18 protein-coding genes and 1 other annotated feature are annotated in these 16,482 nt (G+C 40.2%); of the genes, 9 read left to right on the plus strand and 9 right to left on the minus strand.

The window, feature by feature from the left end; translation table 11 throughout:
- Window positions 1–17: 17 nt before the first annotated feature.
- Complete coding sequence (locus IGL15_RS01095; RefSeq protein ID WP_033585961.1) at window positions 18–821, plus strand: gluconate 5-dehydrogenase; 804 nt, start codon at window positions 18–20, stop codon at window positions 819–821.
- Between the two features lie 248 nt (window positions 822–1,069).
- On the opposite strand, the gene fni is transcribed toward IGL15_RS01095, so the two are convergent.
- Genes fni through mvk form a run of 4 tightly spaced genes read right to left on the minus strand, consistent with a single transcriptional unit; the run spans window position 1,070 to window position 5,143 of the window.
- Window positions 1,070–2,134: a type 2 isopentenyl-diphosphate Delta-isomerase gene (gene fni, locus IGL15_RS01100; RefSeq protein ID WP_002337058.1), complete on the minus strand. Its 1,065-nt coding sequence runs from the start codon at window positions 2,132–2,134 to the stop codon at window positions 1,070–1,072.
- The gene (locus IGL15_RS01105) at window positions 2,131–3,216 is read right to left on the minus strand and encodes a phosphomevalonate kinase (protein ID WP_002288233.1); all 1,086 of its coding nucleotides are present in this window, start codon (window positions 3,214–3,216) and stop codon (window positions 2,131–2,133) included. The genes fni and IGL15_RS01105 overlap by 4 nt, the downstream gene beginning before the upstream one ends.
- A gap of 12 nt (window positions 3,217–3,228) precedes the next feature.
- Complete coding sequence (gene mvaD / locus IGL15_RS01110) at window positions 3,229–4,206, minus strand: diphosphomevalonate decarboxylase (RefSeq protein ID WP_002288232.1); 978 nt, start codon at window positions 4,204–4,206, stop codon at window positions 3,229–3,231.
- Window positions 4,199–5,143 (minus strand): mevalonate kinase, encoded by a 945-nt coding sequence (gene mvk, locus IGL15_RS01115; protein WP_002288231.1) that lies wholly within the window; start codon window positions 5,141–5,143, stop codon window positions 4,199–4,201. Before mvk ends, mvaD begins: the two co-directional genes overlap by 8 nt.
- Window positions 5,144–5,458: 315 nt before the next feature.
- Between mvk and IGL15_RS01120 the strand changes: the two genes are divergently transcribed.
- Window positions 5,459–6,118, plus strand: coding sequence for a deoxynucleoside kinase (locus IGL15_RS01120; RefSeq protein ID WP_002307422.1), 660 nt, complete (start codon window positions 5,459–5,461; stop codon window positions 6,116–6,118).
- 84 nt (window positions 6,119–6,202) lie between these two features.
- Window positions 6,203–7,108 carry a magnesium transporter CorA family protein gene (locus IGL15_RS01125; protein ID WP_002294163.1) on the plus strand — a complete coding sequence of 302 codons (906 nt, stop codon included), beginning with the start codon at window positions 6,203–6,205 and terminating at the stop codon, window positions 7,106–7,108.
- 1 nt (window position 7,109) lies between these two features.
- On the opposite strand, the gene IGL15_RS01130 is transcribed toward IGL15_RS01125, so the two are convergent.
- Complete coding sequence (locus IGL15_RS01130; RefSeq protein WP_002294161.1) at window positions 7,110–7,742, minus strand: pentapeptide repeat-containing protein; 633 nt, start codon at window positions 7,740–7,742, stop codon at window positions 7,110–7,112.
- A 150-nt stretch (window positions 7,743–7,892) separates the two neighbouring features.
- Window positions 7,893–8,018, plus strand: a sequence feature (ribosomal protein L20 leader region).
- 43 nt (window positions 8,019–8,061) lie between these two features.
- On the opposite strand from IGL15_RS01130, the gene infC reads away from it, so the two are divergent.
- From infC to IGL15_RS01160, 6 genes are all read left to right on the plus strand, one after another.
- Complete coding sequence (infC, locus tag IGL15_RS01135; protein ID WP_002293357.1) at window positions 8,062–8,586, plus strand: translation initiation factor IF-3; 525 nt, start codon at window positions 8,062–8,064, stop codon at window positions 8,584–8,586.
- 71 nt (window positions 8,587–8,657) lie between these two features.
- Window positions 8,658–8,858: a 50S ribosomal protein L35 gene (rpmI, locus tag IGL15_RS01140; protein ID WP_002289309.1), complete on the plus strand. Its 201-nt coding sequence runs from the start codon at window positions 8,658–8,660 to the stop codon at window positions 8,856–8,858.
- Window positions 8,859–8,910: 52 nt separating this feature from the next.
- Window positions 8,911–9,270 (plus strand): 50S ribosomal protein L20, encoded by a 360-nt coding sequence (gene rplT / locus IGL15_RS01145; RefSeq protein WP_002293355.1) that lies wholly within the window; start codon window positions 8,911–8,913, stop codon window positions 9,268–9,270.
- Window positions 9,271–9,521: 251 nt separating this feature from the next.
- Entirely contained in the window at window positions 9,522–10,859 is a 1,338-nt protein-coding gene (locus IGL15_RS01150) for a hypothetical protein (protein WP_010777022.1), read from the plus strand.
- A gap of 47 nt (window positions 10,860–10,906) precedes the next feature.
- On the plus strand, window positions 10,907–13,036 hold the full coding sequence (locus tag IGL15_RS01155; protein WP_104765303.1) for a hydantoinase/oxoprolinase family protein: 2,130 nt from the start codon (window positions 10,907–10,909) through the stop codon (window positions 13,034–13,036).
- A complete protein-coding gene (locus IGL15_RS01160; protein WP_002289315.1) occupies window positions 13,011–13,700 on the plus strand; it encodes a hypothetical protein in 690 nt (229 codons plus the stop codon). Before IGL15_RS01155 ends, IGL15_RS01160 begins: the two co-directional genes overlap by 26 nt.
- 407 nt (window positions 13,701–14,107) lie before the next feature.
- On the opposite strand, the gene IGL15_RS01165 is transcribed toward IGL15_RS01160, so the two are convergent.
- The 4 genes from IGL15_RS01165 to IGL15_RS01180 all read right to left on the minus strand — a co-directional run bounded on the left by IGL15_RS01165 (window position 14,108) and on the right by IGL15_RS01180 (window position 16,463).
- Window positions 14,108–14,794 (minus strand): GntR family transcriptional regulator, encoded by a 687-nt coding sequence (locus IGL15_RS01165; protein ID WP_002289316.1) that lies wholly within the window; start codon window positions 14,792–14,794, stop codon window positions 14,108–14,110.
- 135 nt (window positions 14,795–14,929) lie between these two features.
- A complete protein-coding gene (locus IGL15_RS01170) occupies window positions 14,930–15,124 on the minus strand; it encodes a hypothetical protein (RefSeq protein WP_002315615.1) in 195 nt (64 codons plus the stop codon).
- A 49-nt stretch (window positions 15,125–15,173) separates the two neighbouring features.
- Window positions 15,174–15,614 (minus strand): acyl-CoA thioesterase, encoded by a 441-nt coding sequence (locus tag IGL15_RS01175; protein WP_002289317.1) that lies wholly within the window; start codon window positions 15,612–15,614, stop codon window positions 15,174–15,176.
- A gap of 3 nt (window positions 15,615–15,617) precedes the next feature.
- Window positions 15,618–16,463 (minus strand): NAD(P)H-hydrate dehydratase, encoded by an 846-nt coding sequence (locus IGL15_RS01180; RefSeq protein WP_002351294.1) that lies wholly within the window; start codon window positions 16,461–16,463, stop codon window positions 15,618–15,620.
- Between the last annotated feature and the right edge of the window lie 19 nt (window positions 16,464–16,482).

Genomic DNA, 16,482 nt, shown 5'->3' on the forward strand with positions numbered 1-16,482 from the left:
ATAAGGGAGAGAAAATGATGGAATTTAGTATGGATATGTTTCGTTTAGATGGAAAAGTAGCATTAGTCACCGGTGCTGTCTATGGTATTGGATTTGAGATTGCACGCTCTTTAGCTACAGCAGGAGCAAAAATCGTATTTAATAACTTGAACCAAGAATCAGTTGATGAAGGTATAGCGCATTATAAAGAAGCAGGCATCGATGCAAAAGGTTATATCTGCGATGTGACCGATGAAGAAGCGGTTCAAGCGATGGTTCAACAGATCAAAGAAGATGTAGGTTCAGTTGATATTCTAGTCAACAATGCAGGGATCATCAAACGGACACCGATGATCGAAATGGATGCGGCAGACTTCCGCCAAGTAATCGACGTGGATTTAAATGCCCCATTCATCGTTTCAAAAGCAGTTATTCCGGATATGATCGAAAAAGGCGGCGGTAAAATCATCAATATCTGCTCCATGATGAGTGAATTAGGACGCGAAACGGTCAGTGCTTATGCTGCGGCAAAAGGCGGATTAAAAATGCTGACGAAAAACATCGCTTCTGAATACGGTCAATACAATATCCAATGTAATGGAATTGGACCAGGTTATATTGCTACACCGCAAACTGCTCCATTACGCGAAACACAAGAAAACGGTGAACGTCATCCATTCGATCAATTTATCGTTGGACGTACGCCAGCAGCACGCTGGGGCGAGCCAATCGATTTGGCTGGACCATCTGTCTTCTTGGCTTCTAGCGCATCTGATTTCGTTAACGGCCATGTCTTGTATGTGGACGGAGGCATACTTGCCTATATCGGAAAACAACCTTAAAAGAGCTTTAGTACACTGTTTAGTGGAGAGGTTGTGAAATCAGCGGATTGAACGAATACCGAAGGACAGCTGATTAAACATCATTTATTCGAAAAAAGAGGCTGGGACAGAAGCGTTTAACTCCAAGAAATAAGAAGGAATTCACGAAAATTGCTTTTCAAATTTTTGTGAATTTCAGCTTATTTCCGAAGGAGTTGCTTTTGCTTCCGCCGTTTGTACGTGTTTAGAGCGTGAGACAAAAGTGTTCTTTACTTTTGTCCCACGCTCTTTTCTGTGCGTCTTCCATACTTCACTAAGTCGATCCCTCTTGCTTCGCACCAATCCTTCACTGGTCCGGAAAAGATCAGAGATTGTTGGTGTAGGGCCGCGGTATTCGTTGCGCCGACCATAGTATAAAGCAGACGAAGCTCTTCTTGCCATTGCTTCATCAGTATAATAGTTTCTTCTACGCCATGATTCATCAGATGCGTCAGTACGGTTCCTGAAGTACCCACTGCATTTGCGCCGAGACAAAGGGCTTTAAATATGTCATAGGCATTGCGGATACCTCCGGAGGCTAGGATTTCCATAGAAGTGTCTGCTTCATTTGCTTCAAGCAATGAAGAGACTGTCGATTGCCCCCAGTCAGCTAAATAACTCAGTTCCCGCTTGGAGCGACGGGCGTTTTCGATCTGGGTGAAGCTTGTTCCGCTTCGACCGCTGATATCAACTGTATGAACTCCTAAAGCAGCTAGATCATTGAGCGTTTCTCTTGTCATGCCAAAACCGACTTCTTTTACGATGAGGGGGACGTCAATGGCTGTTTGAGTCTCTTGAATAAGTACTTTCCAATTGGTAAAATCACGGTCTCCCTCAGGCATAACCAACTCTTGAGGTGCATTCAAATGAATTTGTAAGGCATCTGCGTGAAACAATCGGATAGCTTCTTTGGCTCTTTCGACAGAAGTCCCTGCACCGATGTTGGCAATGATTTTCCCGTGAGGATATTCTTGTCGCATAATCGTATAAGTATCAGCTAAAGAAGGGTCTTTCAAGGCAGCGCTGACTGAACCAGTGGCAATCATCAAATCTGCTTCTCTTGCGACGATTGCAAGATCTTGGTTGATTTTTTTTGTTTTTTCGCTTCCGCCAGTCATTGCATTGATATAAAACGGGCTACTTAGTGTAAAACCAGCTGCCTGTGTGCTTAGATCAACATCAGAAACTGCTATTTGCGGCAAAGGGTTATGGATGATCCGTACGAAGTCAAATTCGTTTTTTTGTTTATCATGAAAGGCTTTAGCTAGTGAAACATGTTCGTCTTTTCGATTCATCGGTTTTCCTTTCTTTGATCGCTATAGACATGTAACGGCAGTGGAGTGATTTCTGCTTTTTCCCATGCACTCATTAAAGGAAGAATGCCAGATTTCTGGTCAACAATTACGATTCCGCAATCGCCACCACCTGCACCAGAAGATTTTGCGGCTCCTTCATACTGTTCAGCTAAATTACACAATTTGTTCAAAGCAGGCGTTTCGATGACGACCCCAGTGATTGCAGATAAATCATGCAGTAATTGTCGGTTTTTTCGAATCATCTGTTGGATCAACGTTACATTATTTTCTTTAAACCCTTTGATCATTTCGTTGACACATTCTGTACTGTTTTTTAAGAAAAGCTGATAAGCCACCATTTTATCTTCTCTCGAACGGTGAACTTGATCGACCAAATCAGAAGTAGAGGCAGGGCTACCCGTCCAACCAATCAATAAACGTAAATCTTCAGGAGCAATCAATGGCTCAATGGATAGACCTGGCCAATCCAGGGCAAGTAACTCACTGATAGAATGCTGAGTTTCTTGTTCTTGGAGCCAAGGATGGTCGAAGGTTGAGAAAGCGATCCAGCCACCATAACAGCTAGCAGCGATGTCGCCGCAGGAACCATTATCTTGAACTGCTAAATTGGCTAGTGCTGCAATCTTGAAAATCTCCAACTGAGATAAATTCAACGCGTAAAAAACATTCAAGGCTTTGACTGTTGCAACGGTCACGGCACCGCTAGAACCCAATCCATATTTCCGGCCATTTGAACTGTCTAACTCACTTGTTACTTTCAGATCATAAAAGGATAAAAGAATGTTTTTTTCTTGTGCATACTTTTCAGTCAAGCGAATAGCAGCAAGGATATAATGAAAAGGATTTTCCCGAATATCTAAAACTAATTCTCCGTTGCGTCTTGTCCAACGTACAGGCATCCCACTATATTGTGCAGATTGGATACTTCCGACTTTTCGTGCAGATTCTACAGTGACTGTCACGAATTGATCGACTGCAGCGATAACTGCTGGATGGCCTGTTTCAACAACTGCATATTCTCCGGCAATATAGAGTTTGCCTGGTGCAGATACTTCAATCATAAAAATCTCCCTTTATTCAATAATCGCAATTCCTGGACCAGCATGGGCAGTAATTACTTGTTCTTTGCTAAATAATTTGGTAAATGTTTCTTGTACCTCAGATAAATGGCTGTTTTCCACTAAAACTTTGACATTAGGGCCAGCATCCATCGTAAAGTAGCATGGAATGCCTTGCTTTCTCAATTGTCGCACCGCATCCATCGCTTTTAAGCTGTCAGGAGACCAGTAAGTGAATGGAGGCTGGGCAGCTAAAGTCGTTCCATGCATTTTTAGTCCGTTTCTTTCCATCGTTTCTCCGAGAAGTTGGAAATCTTTTGTTTTGATTGCTTGTTTCAATTGATATAGATCCCCTTCAACGGAATCTAACCAGCCTTGATAAAAACTGGATGTTTCGACTGTCCGACGCATCCCATTTCTGCTGGACACTTCTTTTTTCTGGTCGTTGATCAAAACGAAAACCATTGCTAAATCGTCTTCGAAAGAATCGGAAGGGACTGGCTTAGCGTAAGAACTTAAGTCGTCATGGCCTTTTTCCCATTCGACGAAACCACCGAAAATACTTCGGCAAGCTGAACCAGACCCGCGTCGAGCAAATCTTGAAAGAGAGAGATCGTCTAATCCAAGCTTAAGAGCAGTATTACAAGCTCCTGCTAAAGCAGCTAGCCCGCTGGCAGAGGAGGCTAATCCAGCTGCGGTAGGAACGAAATTCTGACTGATTACTGAAGCTTTTAGTGAGAGGCCGGCTTCTTTACGAAAAAGGTCAAGAAACTGACTGACTTTTTTTGTTGCTTTTTCGTCTTGCAAGGTGCCATCTAGATAAAATTCATCTACCATATAGCTATCAGAAAAGATGACTTCTGTCTCTGTATAAAATGCATCCAATGTTAACGAAAGGCTGTTGTTCATTGGAAGGATGAGTTCTTCATTTTTCTTACCCCAATATTTGATTAGAGCAATGTTGGTATATGCGCGTGCTTTGCCTTTAAACATAGGTATGTACTCCTAATCCTTGTATCCAAGTTTCAGCAGCACCCGCATCTTCAAGTGCTTGACTGATTTCTTGGGCTTTTGTTTTTGTTTGTGCTAATGCAATCATACAGCCACCGCGTCCACCGCCAGTTAATTTGGCACCCAATGCCCCGGTATCTTTTGCTGTTTGGATCAATAGATTAAGAAAATCATTGCTGATTGTCAGCTTTTCCAGAAGTGATTGTGATTCATCCATTGTCTGTGCCAACGTTTCTGGTGAATTTTCAATGATTGCTTGTTTTGCTTGCTTCGTCAAGTATCCTAATTTTTGGATCATTTGTCCAGTTTCATGAGGCTGGGTTTCAAAGAGGTGAGCGACATCTTTGACGGCTTCTCTTGTTTGTCCTTTGATTCCTGTATCAGCGACAATCAAAAAAGCATCGATGTTCAAAGAAAAGTAGTCGAAAGGATGCCCTTTTGTAAAATAAATCGGCTGCAAGCTGCTAGTAGCGGCTGCATCGATTCCACTAGGATTACCGTGGGCGATTTTTTCCGAAAGCTGGACATTTTCTAATAGTATTTCACGAGACAAAGGAAATGCTAAGTAATCATAAAAAGCACGAGTGACTGCTGTGGCGACTGCAGCGCTTGATCCCATTCCACGTTCAGCAGGAATCGTGCTTTCAATGGTCAGTTGCAAGTTTTTTTGGATGTCATGCTGTTTTTTTAAGTGAATGAATAATTTTTTGATATTTTTTAATGCATGAGGAGCTTCGGCTAAATTTCCTGAATAGTAGGAAGAAACCAGTTGATCGTCCATTGCATCCAGCTCTTCAAGGAATGCGGTGACTTTTGTTGCATAGAAAGGAAAGGCAATCGCTGGTTCTCCATAAACAACCGCGTGCTCGCCCATCAATATGATCTTTCCGCTTGATTCTCCTTGGCCATAGTTTGCCATAATCTAACTCCTTCTCACGTAAAAGTGATTTTTAAGCAAAAAATAAAGCGCCCAAAACGAGTTGCGCTGCTTCACGAATTTTTTTGTCCACTAAGGGTCTCAAAAAACATTCCTCCTTTATTTTACTAAAACCATCTCAGAAGTAAAACTAAGAATACGTTTTCTAAAGAAAAAACACTTTTTTCTTAAGAATTTTTTGACTTTTTTTCTTCTTTGACTAGAAAAAAATACAATTGACACTACTAGATATTGGGGGTATATTTAAAAAGGTTGGAGTTAAACACAATATTTAGTGATGAAGTGAGCTGGAGGTAAATGAGCGTGATCGTTTTAGCAGGTACAATTGGTGCCGGAAAATCAAGTTTAACAGAAATGATGGCTGAACACTTTGATAGTCAGGCATTTTATGAATCGATTGATGATAATGAAGTCTTGCCCTTATTTTATGCAAACCCCGAACAGTATGCTTTTTTGCTGCAAATTTATTTTTTGAATAAACGTTTTGCAAGCATCAAACAAGCAATGAAAGATGACAATAATGTATTGGACCGTTCGATTTATGAAGATTCACTGCTTTTCCATCTAAATGCAGATCTAGGAAGAGCAACAGAAACGGAAGTTCGTGTGTATGATGAACTGCTGAAAAACATGATGGAAGAACTGCCCTATGCTGCCCATAAAAAACACCCGGATTTATTAGTTCATATTCGTGTATCTTTTGATACGATGTTAGAGCGTATCGAAAAACGTGGTCGTTCGTATGAACAATTGTCCTTTGACCCAAGTCTGTACGATTATTACAAAGAATTGAACAGACGTTACGATCAATGGTATGAAGAATACAAAGAAAGTCCAAAAATCCAAATCGATGGAGACCGCTATAATTTTGTGGAAGATCCTCAAGCAAAAGAAGAAGTCTTGAAGATGATCGAAGAAAAATTAGCAGAGATTCGCCAAACCAAAGTAGCCATTTGATTTACAGTTGCTCAAATAAAGGGTAAACCTTTATTTGAGCGACTTTTTTCTTTATACTGGAAACAAATGTCAGGAGGATAGAGTATGCGGGAAAAACACTATTTTAATCAAGACCGTAATTTTTGGATCAATGTACAGCAAAACGATGTGCTAGCTGTTAAAAACTTAAAAGAAGAATATGGCATTAGTGACGAGATGCTGACTTATTCTCTAGATAAAAATGAACGGGCGCGCGTAGAGTACGATTCTTTTGATGAAGCGTTACTGCTTGTATCAAATGTTCCGCACCAGCAAAAAGTCGATAATCATTATGAAACTAGTCCTATCGCTTTTATTTTAAAAGAAGACGGTTTGTTTACATTTACCACGCCGAATACCGAGTACGTGATTCGACTAATTCGATCGCTTTTGGAACGAATGCCAGACATGAGTGTATACAGTTTATTGTTTCGTACATTGTTTTTGATTTCTGATTCCTTTTTTCCTTTAATCGAGGAAGTAAATAGCGAACGTCAACGGCTCAACCTAAAGTTAAGGGAAAAAACAACGAACAAGAATCTGCTGCAACTTTCAGATTTAGAGATCGGTTTGGTTTACTTAGTTACAGGAACAAAACAAAATGTAGTACTTTTAGAACAAATCAAGGCATTGGCTATTTATCGCAAGTTGTCAGAAAAGGAAAAAGAAGAGTTGGACGATGCACTGATCGAAGCACGACAAGCAGTTGAAATGACGAACTTAGCTTCGCAGATTTTAGACCAGCTCTCTGGCACTTATAATAATTTGCTGAATAACAACTTGAATGACACGATGAAATTTTTGACGGTCTGGTCGCTGATCTTGACCGTTCCAACTATTGTGACAGGATTCTTCGGAATGAATCTCCAGTTACCCTTTACCCATTCCGTTTTCGGATGGGGAATTGCCTTGATCATCAGTTTGGTCTTATCTATTTGGATGCTTATTGCACTGTGGCGGCGGATTCGTTGATCTAGTCTTTGATCTGCAAACCAAGGGCTTGGGCGATCACAAGTGCTTGCTCTTGGTTGACGATTAGTCCCGCCAAAGAATCTTGAGATAAAGCGATTGCTGTGAAGAAATTAGTCGTAAAGTCTAATCCCTTCAGAGAAGTTCGAAACCAGTTCGAACCGGTTAACTGATTGTCAGACAAAAAAAGGTTTTTCCAAGTGACCTCATAAAATTCGCTGTCTTCTAATTGACAATGATCGAAGGAGACAGCTTTCAAGTTTGTACTACTAAAGGAAGCCATCGAAGCAATACAATCAGTGAAAGTACAGTCTCGAAGATAACTTTCGGCAAAATTCGTACCTGTTAATTTACATTGATGAAACACGACTTGGTGGAAACTGCCACCAATCCACTCCAGATTGGAAAAATCACATTTTTCAAAAATGACATTACTGCATTCAAAATGACGTAAAACTGTTTTTTGCATCGTAAGTTTTTGGATATGACTCTCTCTTAATACCATATTTTTGGCATCGAGATAGCTTTGGTCACCCCCGTTGATCAGAAGACCAGAGAAGATCTCCTCATCTTCTAAATAAAACTCTCCCTTTGTAAGAAGAGGAAGAGAAGGTGGAATAGGTTCGATTTTTTTCATGTGGGTTCACCTCGTTTTTCTTTAGTATAGCAAAGAAGCGGGAATCACTGCTAGAAAGTCTGCTAATCTAATCATTTTCAGAAAAGGAAGACAAACTGTATGAAAAACATTGACAAAAAGATTAGTTTTTGCTATACTATGATGGTTGAGAAATAAAAGCAGAAGCACCCGCTTCTCGCCTTAGTTGATAATGTCACTGGGCTAGATAGTTTTCACTGGTTCTATTAGGTGAAGTACACGCGGGTTCTGTAAGAGAACTCGTTTTTTTATTGCCGTTTATTCGGTAAGCTTTTCTTTCTCTCATAATATTTGGAGGTGAATGACCATAGCAAAGGATATGATGGTTAACGACGGCATTCGTGCACGAGAGTTACGATTGATCGGTTCAGATGGTGAGCAATTAGGAGTTAAGACAAAAGCAGAAGCATTGAATATTGCAGAACAAGCAAACTTGGATCTTGTGTTAGTTGCCCCTGGTGCGAAACCACCAGTTGCGCGAATCATGGACTACGGTAAATACCGTTTCGAACAACAAAAGAAAGACCGCGAAGCGCGTAAAAAACAAAAAGTGATCAATGTAAAAGAAGTTCGCTTAAGTCCTACGATCGACTTGAATGACTTCAATACAAAACTTCGTAATGCACGTAAGTTCTTGGAAAAGGGCGATAAAGTGAAAGCTTCTATCCGTTTCAAAGGCCGTGCCATTACCCATAAAGAAATTGGTCAAAAAGTCTTGAATCGCTTAGCTGAAGAAACTGCGGATATTGCAACAGTGGAACAAAAAGCGAAAATGGACGGACGCAGCATGTTCTTGACGCTGGCACCGAAAAACGACAGTAAGTAATTTGAATGACTAACTGGCTGTTGGACAGCCGATAGTCGGATAACGAAAGATTTTGAGGAGGAAATATAGTCATGCCAAAACAAAAAACACACCGCGGATCAGCAAAACGTTTCAAACGTACTGGTAAAGGCGGATTGAAACGCTTCCGCGCGTTTACAAGTCACCGTTTCCACGGCAAAACAAAAAAACAACGCCGTCAATTGCGTAAAGCAAGCATGGTTTCTAGTGGCGACTTCAAACGTATTCGCCAACAACTAGCAAAAATGAAATAAGAAGTACAAATAACAGAATCTGAAGATTTATTTTTATTAGGAGGAATTATACATGGCACGTGTTAAAGGTGGAACAGTAACTCGTAAACGTCGTAAAAGAGTGCTAAAATTAGCAAAAGGTTACTACGGTTCAAAACACACTTTATTTAAAACAGCAAAAGAACAAGTAATGAATTCATACAACTACGCATATCGCGATCGTCGTCAAAAGAAACGCGACTTCCGTAAATTGTGGATTGCTCGTATCAACGCAGCAGCTCGTATGAATGGCTTGAGCTACTCAAAATTAATGCACGGTTTGAAAGTTGCTGAAATCGACATCAACCGTAAAATGTTAGCTGACTTGGCTGTTAACGATGCAGCAGCATTTACTGCATTGGCTGACCAAGCAAAAGACGCTTTGGCTAAATAAGTTAAACAATTATAAAGAGGAAAGAAGATAACGAAAAGTTATGTTCTTTCCTCTTTTTTTATTTACAATCCTCCATCAAATGAAACAGGACAATAACGTATAAGTCTAAAATAGCATAATTAAGGTTTTTTAATTGAAAACTGAACATTTATGGTCATCCTTTAATGAAAGCGCTAACTACATAAGTTAGAATGAGTTTGACTGATATATTAGTTTGCTTATCAGAAAAACAAAATGGACGGAGGAATAACATGAGTGATATTATTATTGGTATTTTGTTAGTTATCTCATTCTTTTTCATGGTCTGGTACTGTGTAAAAGGCTACAACTTGATGGTCGGCTTTGCCATCATGGCTACTGTATGGATGGGATTAGCGCTAGTCGGAAACACGTTTTCACCAAACCCGGCGATGGAAGGGCAAGGAGTAATTGATGTGTTGACGCATATCTATACGACGGGGCCAGCTGAGTACGCCAAATCGATCTTGGTAAATGTCTTCTTTGGTGCCTTTTTCGGGCGTGTTCTAGTAGATAGCGGAATCGCAGCTACCCTGATTCGAAAGGTAGTTGAACTTGGAGGGGACAAGCCAAGAATCACGATGAGCTTACTATGTATTGTAACCGCTGTTATATTCATGTCGATGACAGGAATCGGACCAGTGATTTCTATTGCAGTTATTGTGTTGCCAATCTTGATGTCATTAGGTATTTCAGTACCGGTTGCACTGTTCTCATTTATGGGCTCGATTATGGCTGGAATCTTTGCTAATATCGTCAATTTCAAACAATATCAAACGATTTATGCTGGTTTCAATCCATCGGCTGAAAGCTATACTTATAATGACTATTTCCAAATTGGTATGATTGGGATGATTGTAAGCTTAGTTGTGGTACTAACGGTCGCTAATATATCAATGAACAAAAAGAAACGCTATGCAATGGCAGCAAACGTACCAGCTGAAGGTGGCGACGCACCAATGATCTCATGGTTAGCCGTATTATTACCAGTTTTAGGGGTCGTTCTTTTAGATCTTCCAATCATCTTAGGTTTTATTCTAGCAGGTATCTGGGCATTGCTGTTTACTGGAAAATTGCGCGGAGGTTATAAAGAAATCTGTCGTCAGTTTGCGAAATTATTTACAGATGGCGCAGTAGATGTTGCACCAATGGTTGGTTTCTTGATGACCTTAGCGATGTTCAATAATTCAGCTGCGTATGCTTCTCCTTATTTTTCAGCTATTTTTGGAGATTGGATACCGCAATCACCATTAGTCTTGGCAATCGTATTTGCTATATTGACACCACTAGGATTTTTCCGCGGTCCAATGAATCTAGTCGGTTCAGGCTCAGCTATTTTAGCTGTCGTATTAGCTGTTAATCCAACGATGTCGCCAGCCTTTTTGTTCCCGTTATTTGCAATCACAACGATTGCTCCTCAGCATTTAGATATTACACAATCTTGGGTTGCTTGGGGATTAGGTTATACAAAAGTAACTTCTCGAGAATATATGAAGAAATCCATCCCAACTGGTTGGATCATCGGAGCGATCTTATGCCTGATCACGTTCTTATTGTACGGGAACGCCTAGTAAACAAAACGTCGATAAAAACGATTAGATGAATGGAGGAAAAGAAAATGAAACGTTTTGTGCGAATGGGAATTGATGTTGGCGGTACACATACGAAAGCAGTCGCAATCGATAATGCGACGCACGAAATCATCGGAAAATCTTCAGTGAAAACAACCCACGATGATGTCCATGGAGTAGCCGCAGGTGTCGTTCAGTCTTTTCAAAATTGTTTGCGGGAAAATAATATCAGTCCAGAAGATGTTGTGTTTGTTGCACATTCTACCACACAAGCGACTAATGCACTGATTGAAGGAGACGTAGCAAAAGTCGGCGTAATCGGGATGGCAAAAGGTGGATTAGAAGGTTTTTTAGCAAAACGACAAACTAGATTGAACGATATCGATTTAGGGAATAAGAAAAAAATAGAGATTGTCAATGCATTCTTACCTGTCAAACACTTAAATGTAGACCGTGTTTCAGAAACGATTTCTTCTTTAGAAAGAGAAAGAGCGGAGGTCTTGGTTTCTTCTATGGCATTTGGAGTAGATAATGGGGAACCAGAACGAGTTGTTTATGAAGCAGCATCTGTGAAAGCGATCCCTACAACGATGGCTTCTGACATCACAAAATTATATGGATTGACAAGAAGAACTCGGACAGCAGCAATCAATGCATCTATTTTACCAAAAATGCTAGATACGGCAACCTCTACAGAAGATTCCGTACGAGAAGCAGGGGTCAATGTTTCTTTGATGATTATGCGCGGAGACGGCGGAGTAATGGAAATCAATGAAATGAAAAAACGACCTGTTTTAACCATGCTTTCCGGTCCAGCAGCATCAGTCATGGGCTCTTTGATGTACTTGAGAGCGTCTAATGGTGTTTATTTTGAAGTAGGCGGAACAACAACCAATATCGGGGTCATTAAAAATGGACGTCCAGCAATCGATTATTCAATTGTAGGTGGCCACCCAACATATATCTCTTCATTAGATGTTCGGGTTCTAGGTGTGGCAGGCGGTTCGATGGTACGGGCTAATCAGTCAGGAATCATCGATGTCGGTCCACGTTCTGCACATATTGCCGGTCTAGATTATGCAGTATTTACGGAGACAGAAAAAATCAAAGGTCCTAAGGTTGAATTTTTCTCTCCTAAAGAAGGAGACCCTGCTGATTACGTCAAGGTAGTGATGGAAGACGGAGAAGAAGTGACTATTACAAATACATGTGCAGCCAATGTCCTTGGATTAGTGCAAGAAGAACATTTTTCTTATGGAAATGTCCCATCTGCACGAAAAGCCATCCAAGCATTAGCTGATTATTGTCATACGACGGTTGAAGACATCGCAGAACAGATCATGGAAAAATCCTATGCTAAGATTGAACCGGTGATTTTAGAATTGGCAGACAAGTATCACTTGGAGAAAGATCAGATTTCTCTTGTAGGTGTAGGGGGCGGCGCTGCCTCATTGATTACTTACTTTAGTAATAAAATGGGTGTGAAATATTCGATTCCTGAAAACGCCGAAGTGATTTCTTCTATTGGTGTAGCACTTGCAATGGTCCGAGATGTTGTAGAACGTATCATCCCTTCGCCAAGTAAAGAAGATATACGATCGTTGAAAAATGAAGCGATGAATAAAGCGATTGAATCAGGCGCTACACCAGAATCGATCGAAGTCCACGTAGAAATCGATCCACAGACTTCAAAAGTAACGGCTATCGCTACTGGTTCTACGGAAGTGAAAGCAACCGATCTAACCAAGGAGATCACAACAGAAGAAGCACTAGAGCTTGCTGCAGAGGATATGCGATTAAATAAAAATGAAGTTTGCTTATTGGAAAATACACCTTTCTTTTATGTATGCGGCGAACAGAATCGTTCAAAAAATGCTGGAAGTCTTCGGATCATCGATCAAAAAGGATTTATCAAGGTCCAACGTGGACATGCTTCATGTATGAAAACAACTGCAGCCAATTATATGACAGCTGTCGAACAACTTTGGGAAGATATGGCAGTTTATCAAACTGAATTGATTGCCCGACCAGAATTTTATCTCTGCTTAGGAGCAAGAGTCTCTGATTTTACAGCGACGGATCTGGAACAACTACAGCTTTTGATGGATCTGGAAGTATCTACTATGGAACCGGAGGAAGAAGTGATCGTCGTTGCCGGAAATATCAAACAAACATAAGTTAGAAGAGTTACTAAACGAATTACAACAGATCCCCGAAGAAATTTGGGGATTCTACCAGTTTCGGCGAGATTTATTTTGGAAAAAGATTCCTTTGTCCAAGCAGAAAATTCTTATACAACAATCAATCGATTGTGGTATCGAAACGGCATGTAGCATCAAAAAAAAGTACCCTTTTGCCGATGTAGGAGAAATTTGTGAACAAATGGCTGTTCCAATCGTTTCCTGTGAATCAGAGCAAATAAACGAACGAATCACTTTTGCAACTTATGCAGAAGATGAAGGGATTCGATTGATGACGGAGCCGTTAGAAAAATTAAAATGTTCAGGACTAGCTTCGATCTCTAAAGAAACAGCGCAAGCTTTGATTATTGGACATGAACTATTTCACCACATCGAAGCTTCTGTTAAGGGAATTTATACGCAAAGCGAAAAAATTGTGCTGTGGCGGTTGCCTTTTTATACACATCAATCAAACATTCGTGCATTGAGCGAGATAGCAGCGATGAGTTTTTCAAAAGAGATGAATCAAAGCGATTTTTCGCCTTATGTATTAGAGGCAGTCTTACTTTGGCCATATAATGAAATTCGTAGCCAAGGGATCTTAGAAGAAATAAAAAAAATAGAAAAAAGATGTACGGAGTATGATTTAGATTACAAATAAAGAGACTGTGACAAAAGTCGTGTCACAGTCCTTTTTTTCCGAATAAACGGTGTTCTCCTGTCAACTCCTCGGTCACAAGTCAAAATATTCAACAAACATGAGAAGCTGTTTTTTGAAATTGTTCCTTGTGACTCGGAGATGAACGGCAGGCTCACGACCTCTTGGAAAACGGTGTTCAAAAGCTTGCATCTGCGGTAATAAGTCCAGCCAAGTTAAAAACATAAGAAGCTATTTTTACTTGGCTGTTCTTATTACTTGATGCAGGGCAGCTTTTTCACAACCTCTCAATAAACGGTGTGCAATCAGCTGACCCTCGGTATTAGCTCAAAAAAAACGGCAAAATATGAGGAACTATTTTGCCGTTTATTTCTCTAATACTCAGGTCAAAACGCTGATTCCAAAACCTCTTATTTGATGGGTCTGTCCTGAATATCTTCAAAATAATCGGGGTAATTATGAATCACGTATTCTTGCTCCTCGATAATCATATGTAAATGCATCGTGCAAAGAAATCCGACTTCATCAAAGTTATGATCAATCATTGATTGAAGCATTGTCTGATGTTCATCTAATACTCGACCCCAGTCTAATTCTGAAATCGTCAAACGTAACCATCTGAAACGGTTCAAGTGCGTACTATAACTTTCTAGCCAATCCCAAATTTCTCGTTTTCCAGCAATTTCATAACAAGTTCGGTGAAAATCAGTATCCAAATCAAAAAAAGCTTTTTTATTTTGAGCGATCACTGCCTGATCGGTTTGTTCTAGTATTTTTTCTAGTTTAGCTTGATCTTGCTTGGTCATTTTCGCACTGCATTCTTGCAGGATCGGTTTTTCCAACTTTTCCCGCGTATAACGGGCTAATGAAGCAGATCGGATATCGATTTTTGAAACATAAGTGCCGGACTGTGGAATGGTTTTTACAAGCTCTTGATTGCGCAGTTGGATCAGTGCTTCTCGAATCGGTGTACGCCCGATAGCTAGTTGTTCTTCTAACACTTTATCGGAGATTTTACTTCCAGGTGCTAACTCGGAATAAATGATTTGTTTACGTATAGATTCATAAGCTTGCTGTTGCAAATTATTGATAACCATTTAACCTTCCTTTCTATGCAGATATAATCTATTATAACATAAATCGCTTACAAATCGTGTGGGCATAAAAAAACAGTCTGCAAAAAAAGCCCTGATAGGCATGCCTATTAGAGCCTCGAAAAGAAAAATATTGAATCAATCTGGTCGTACCTCTTGGATCGGTTTGACACGACCGCCGATTCTTTTAGCAAAAGCTTCGGATTCTTTTTTGTCTTTGAAAATGAGCAGATTGTCTAAGTTTTTTTCCCGAGTGCGACAGCCAGTTTTATCGATGTAACCGTGCATTACTTTAACGACATACATGGGGATCACCTGCTTTTTTCTTTTCATTATACGAACTACTCGACACAATACAAGAAAAATGCTTAGACGGTCTTTATTAAGAATTTACATCATCCAAAGAAGCGTACGCTTGGAATAACTGATCTAACTCCGGATTGACTTTGCTCAGCTTCACTAATCGTTGCGAATCAGAAAGTAAAAAACAGTGTTTACTACTGCCAGTAGTTTTTAATTTTTTGTCTTCAGTTCCCACAATTTCGTAGCTAAAATCCAACCGTGTCCCCGTATACTTTTGGATAGTTGGATGGATGCTCACTTTTTCTCCGTAATGGATCATTTCTTTATAGCTGCAATTTACTTCCAGAACGGGGATGATGATCCCAGATTCTTCGATTTTTTTATAGGGAAACCCTAGATGTACCAATAAGGCTACCCGAGCCTCTTCAAACCAGCGGATATAATTGCTGTGATGAATAATCCCCATTTGATCTGTTTCATAATAAAAAGGTTCTCGCACATAACCTGTAAATTTCTCCATGACTCATGCCTCGTTTTCCATTGATTTTTTACAAAAATAATTCATCCATTTCGGAAGTGCTTCGCTGATTTGTGTCGGCAAAACAATATATTGTTCTTTTGCCAGCTGGTCTCCAATGAAACTATGAAGATAAACAGCTGCTGCAATCGTTTGGTCATTTTGAGGAAACTGGGCTAAAAATCCTGTGATCATCCCAGCTAAAGTGTCACCCATGCCGCCTGTTGCCATAGCAGCAGAACCTAAAGGATTGGTGTAGAAGTGCTGGTGACCATAAATTTTTGTCTCATGACTTTTCAAAACGAGCACAGCACCGATTTCCTGTTGCTTCTTTTTGTTTTCTTCATCCCGTTGTTCTTGTATCGGTAGAGAACTCAACCGTTGCCACTCCATTTGATGAGGTGTAAGTACAGTTTGTTCGGGATAGGGTAGCAAAAGATGATTAGCAGCAAGTAAACTTAAAGCAGAGCCATCAATCACCAGCCATTGTTCTTTTGATTGGTTTTCTAGTACTTGTTTGAACCGTTCCAAACTCTTAGAAGAAGTACCCAATCCGGGACCAATCAAGAGTACATCTGCTTGCTTTATTACGGAAAGAAACTGGTCAGTATCCGTCCAATCTACAATCATTGCTTCTGGCAGATGACTGTGAAGAGCACTCCGATTTTTTTCATCAGTTACTACAGTCGTGAGACCCGCTCCGCTGTGTACGGCAGCTAAAGCACTCATAATGATTGCTCCGCCATATTGTTCATTGCCGCCAATCAAAACGATACGTCCAAATGTTCCTTTATGTGAAATTTTTGGACGAGGTGTGATGACTCTTTTCACTAGTTGTTCGTTTATCAGCATCGAAAAACCTCCTTTTACT

The organism is Enterococcus sp. DIV0436a (assembly GCF_051711605.1).
Lineage (GTDB): Bacteria > Bacillota > Bacilli > Lactobacillales > Enterococcaceae > Enterococcus_B > Enterococcus_B faecium.

What these genes read in the sequence shown, in the direction of transcription:
- IGL15_RS01095 (WP_033585961.1), top strand. Translation starts at nt 18, where the DNA reads ATGGAATTTAGTATGGATATGTTTCGTTTAGATGGAAAAGTAGCATTA.
- fni (WP_002337058.1), bottom strand. Translation starts at nt 2,134, where the DNA reads ATGAATCGAAAAGACGAACATGTTTCACTAGCTAAAGCCTTTCATGAT.
- IGL15_RS01105 (WP_002288233.1), bottom strand. Translation starts at nt 3,216, where the DNA reads ATGATTGAAGTATCTGCACCAGGCAAACTCTATATTGCCGGAGAATAT.
- mvaD (WP_002288232.1), bottom strand. Translation starts at nt 4,206, where the DNA reads ATGTTTAAAGGCAAAGCACGCGCATATACCAACATTGCTCTAATCAAA.
- mvk (WP_002288231.1), bottom strand. Translation starts at nt 5,143, where the DNA reads ATGGCAAACTATGGCCAAGGAGAATCAAGCGGAAAGATCATATTGATG.
- IGL15_RS01120 (WP_002307422.1), top strand. Translation starts at nt 5,459, where the DNA reads ATGAGCGTGATCGTTTTAGCAGGTACAATTGGTGCCGGAAAATCAAGT.
- IGL15_RS01125 (WP_002294163.1), top strand. Translation starts at nt 6,203, where the DNA reads ATGCGGGAAAAACACTATTTTAATCAAGACCGTAATTTTTGGATCAAT.
- IGL15_RS01130 (WP_002294161.1), bottom strand. Translation starts at nt 7,742, where the DNA reads ATGAAAAAAATCGAACCTATTCCACCTTCTCTTCCTCTTCTTACAAAG.
- infC (WP_002293357.1), top strand. Translation starts at nt 8,062, where the DNA reads ATGACCATAGCAAAGGATATGATGGTTAACGACGGCATTCGTGCACGA.
- rpmI (WP_002289309.1), top strand. Translation starts at nt 8,658, where the DNA reads ATGCCAAAACAAAAAACACACCGCGGATCAGCAAAACGTTTCAAACGT.
- rplT (WP_002293355.1), top strand. Translation starts at nt 8,911, where the DNA reads ATGGCACGTGTTAAAGGTGGAACAGTAACTCGTAAACGTCGTAAAAGA.
- IGL15_RS01150 (WP_010777022.1), top strand. Translation starts at nt 9,522, where the DNA reads ATGAGTGATATTATTATTGGTATTTTGTTAGTTATCTCATTCTTTTTC.
- IGL15_RS01155 (WP_104765303.1), top strand. Translation starts at nt 10,907, where the DNA reads ATGAAACGTTTTGTGCGAATGGGAATTGATGTTGGCGGTACACATACG.
- IGL15_RS01165 (WP_002289316.1), bottom strand. Translation starts at nt 14,794, where the DNA reads ATGGTTATCAATAATTTGCAACAGCAAGCTTATGAATCTATACGTAAA.
- IGL15_RS01170 (WP_002315615.1), bottom strand. Translation starts at nt 15,124, where the DNA reads ATGAAAAGAAAAAAGCAGGTGATCCCCATGTATGTCGTTAAAGTAATG.
- IGL15_RS01175 (WP_002289317.1), bottom strand. Translation starts at nt 15,614, where the DNA reads ATGGAGAAATTTACAGGTTATGTGCGAGAACCTTTTTATTATGAAACA.
- IGL15_RS01180 (WP_002351294.1), bottom strand. Translation starts at nt 16,463, where the DNA reads ATGCTGATAAACGAACAACTAGTGAAAAGAGTCATCACACCTCGTCCA.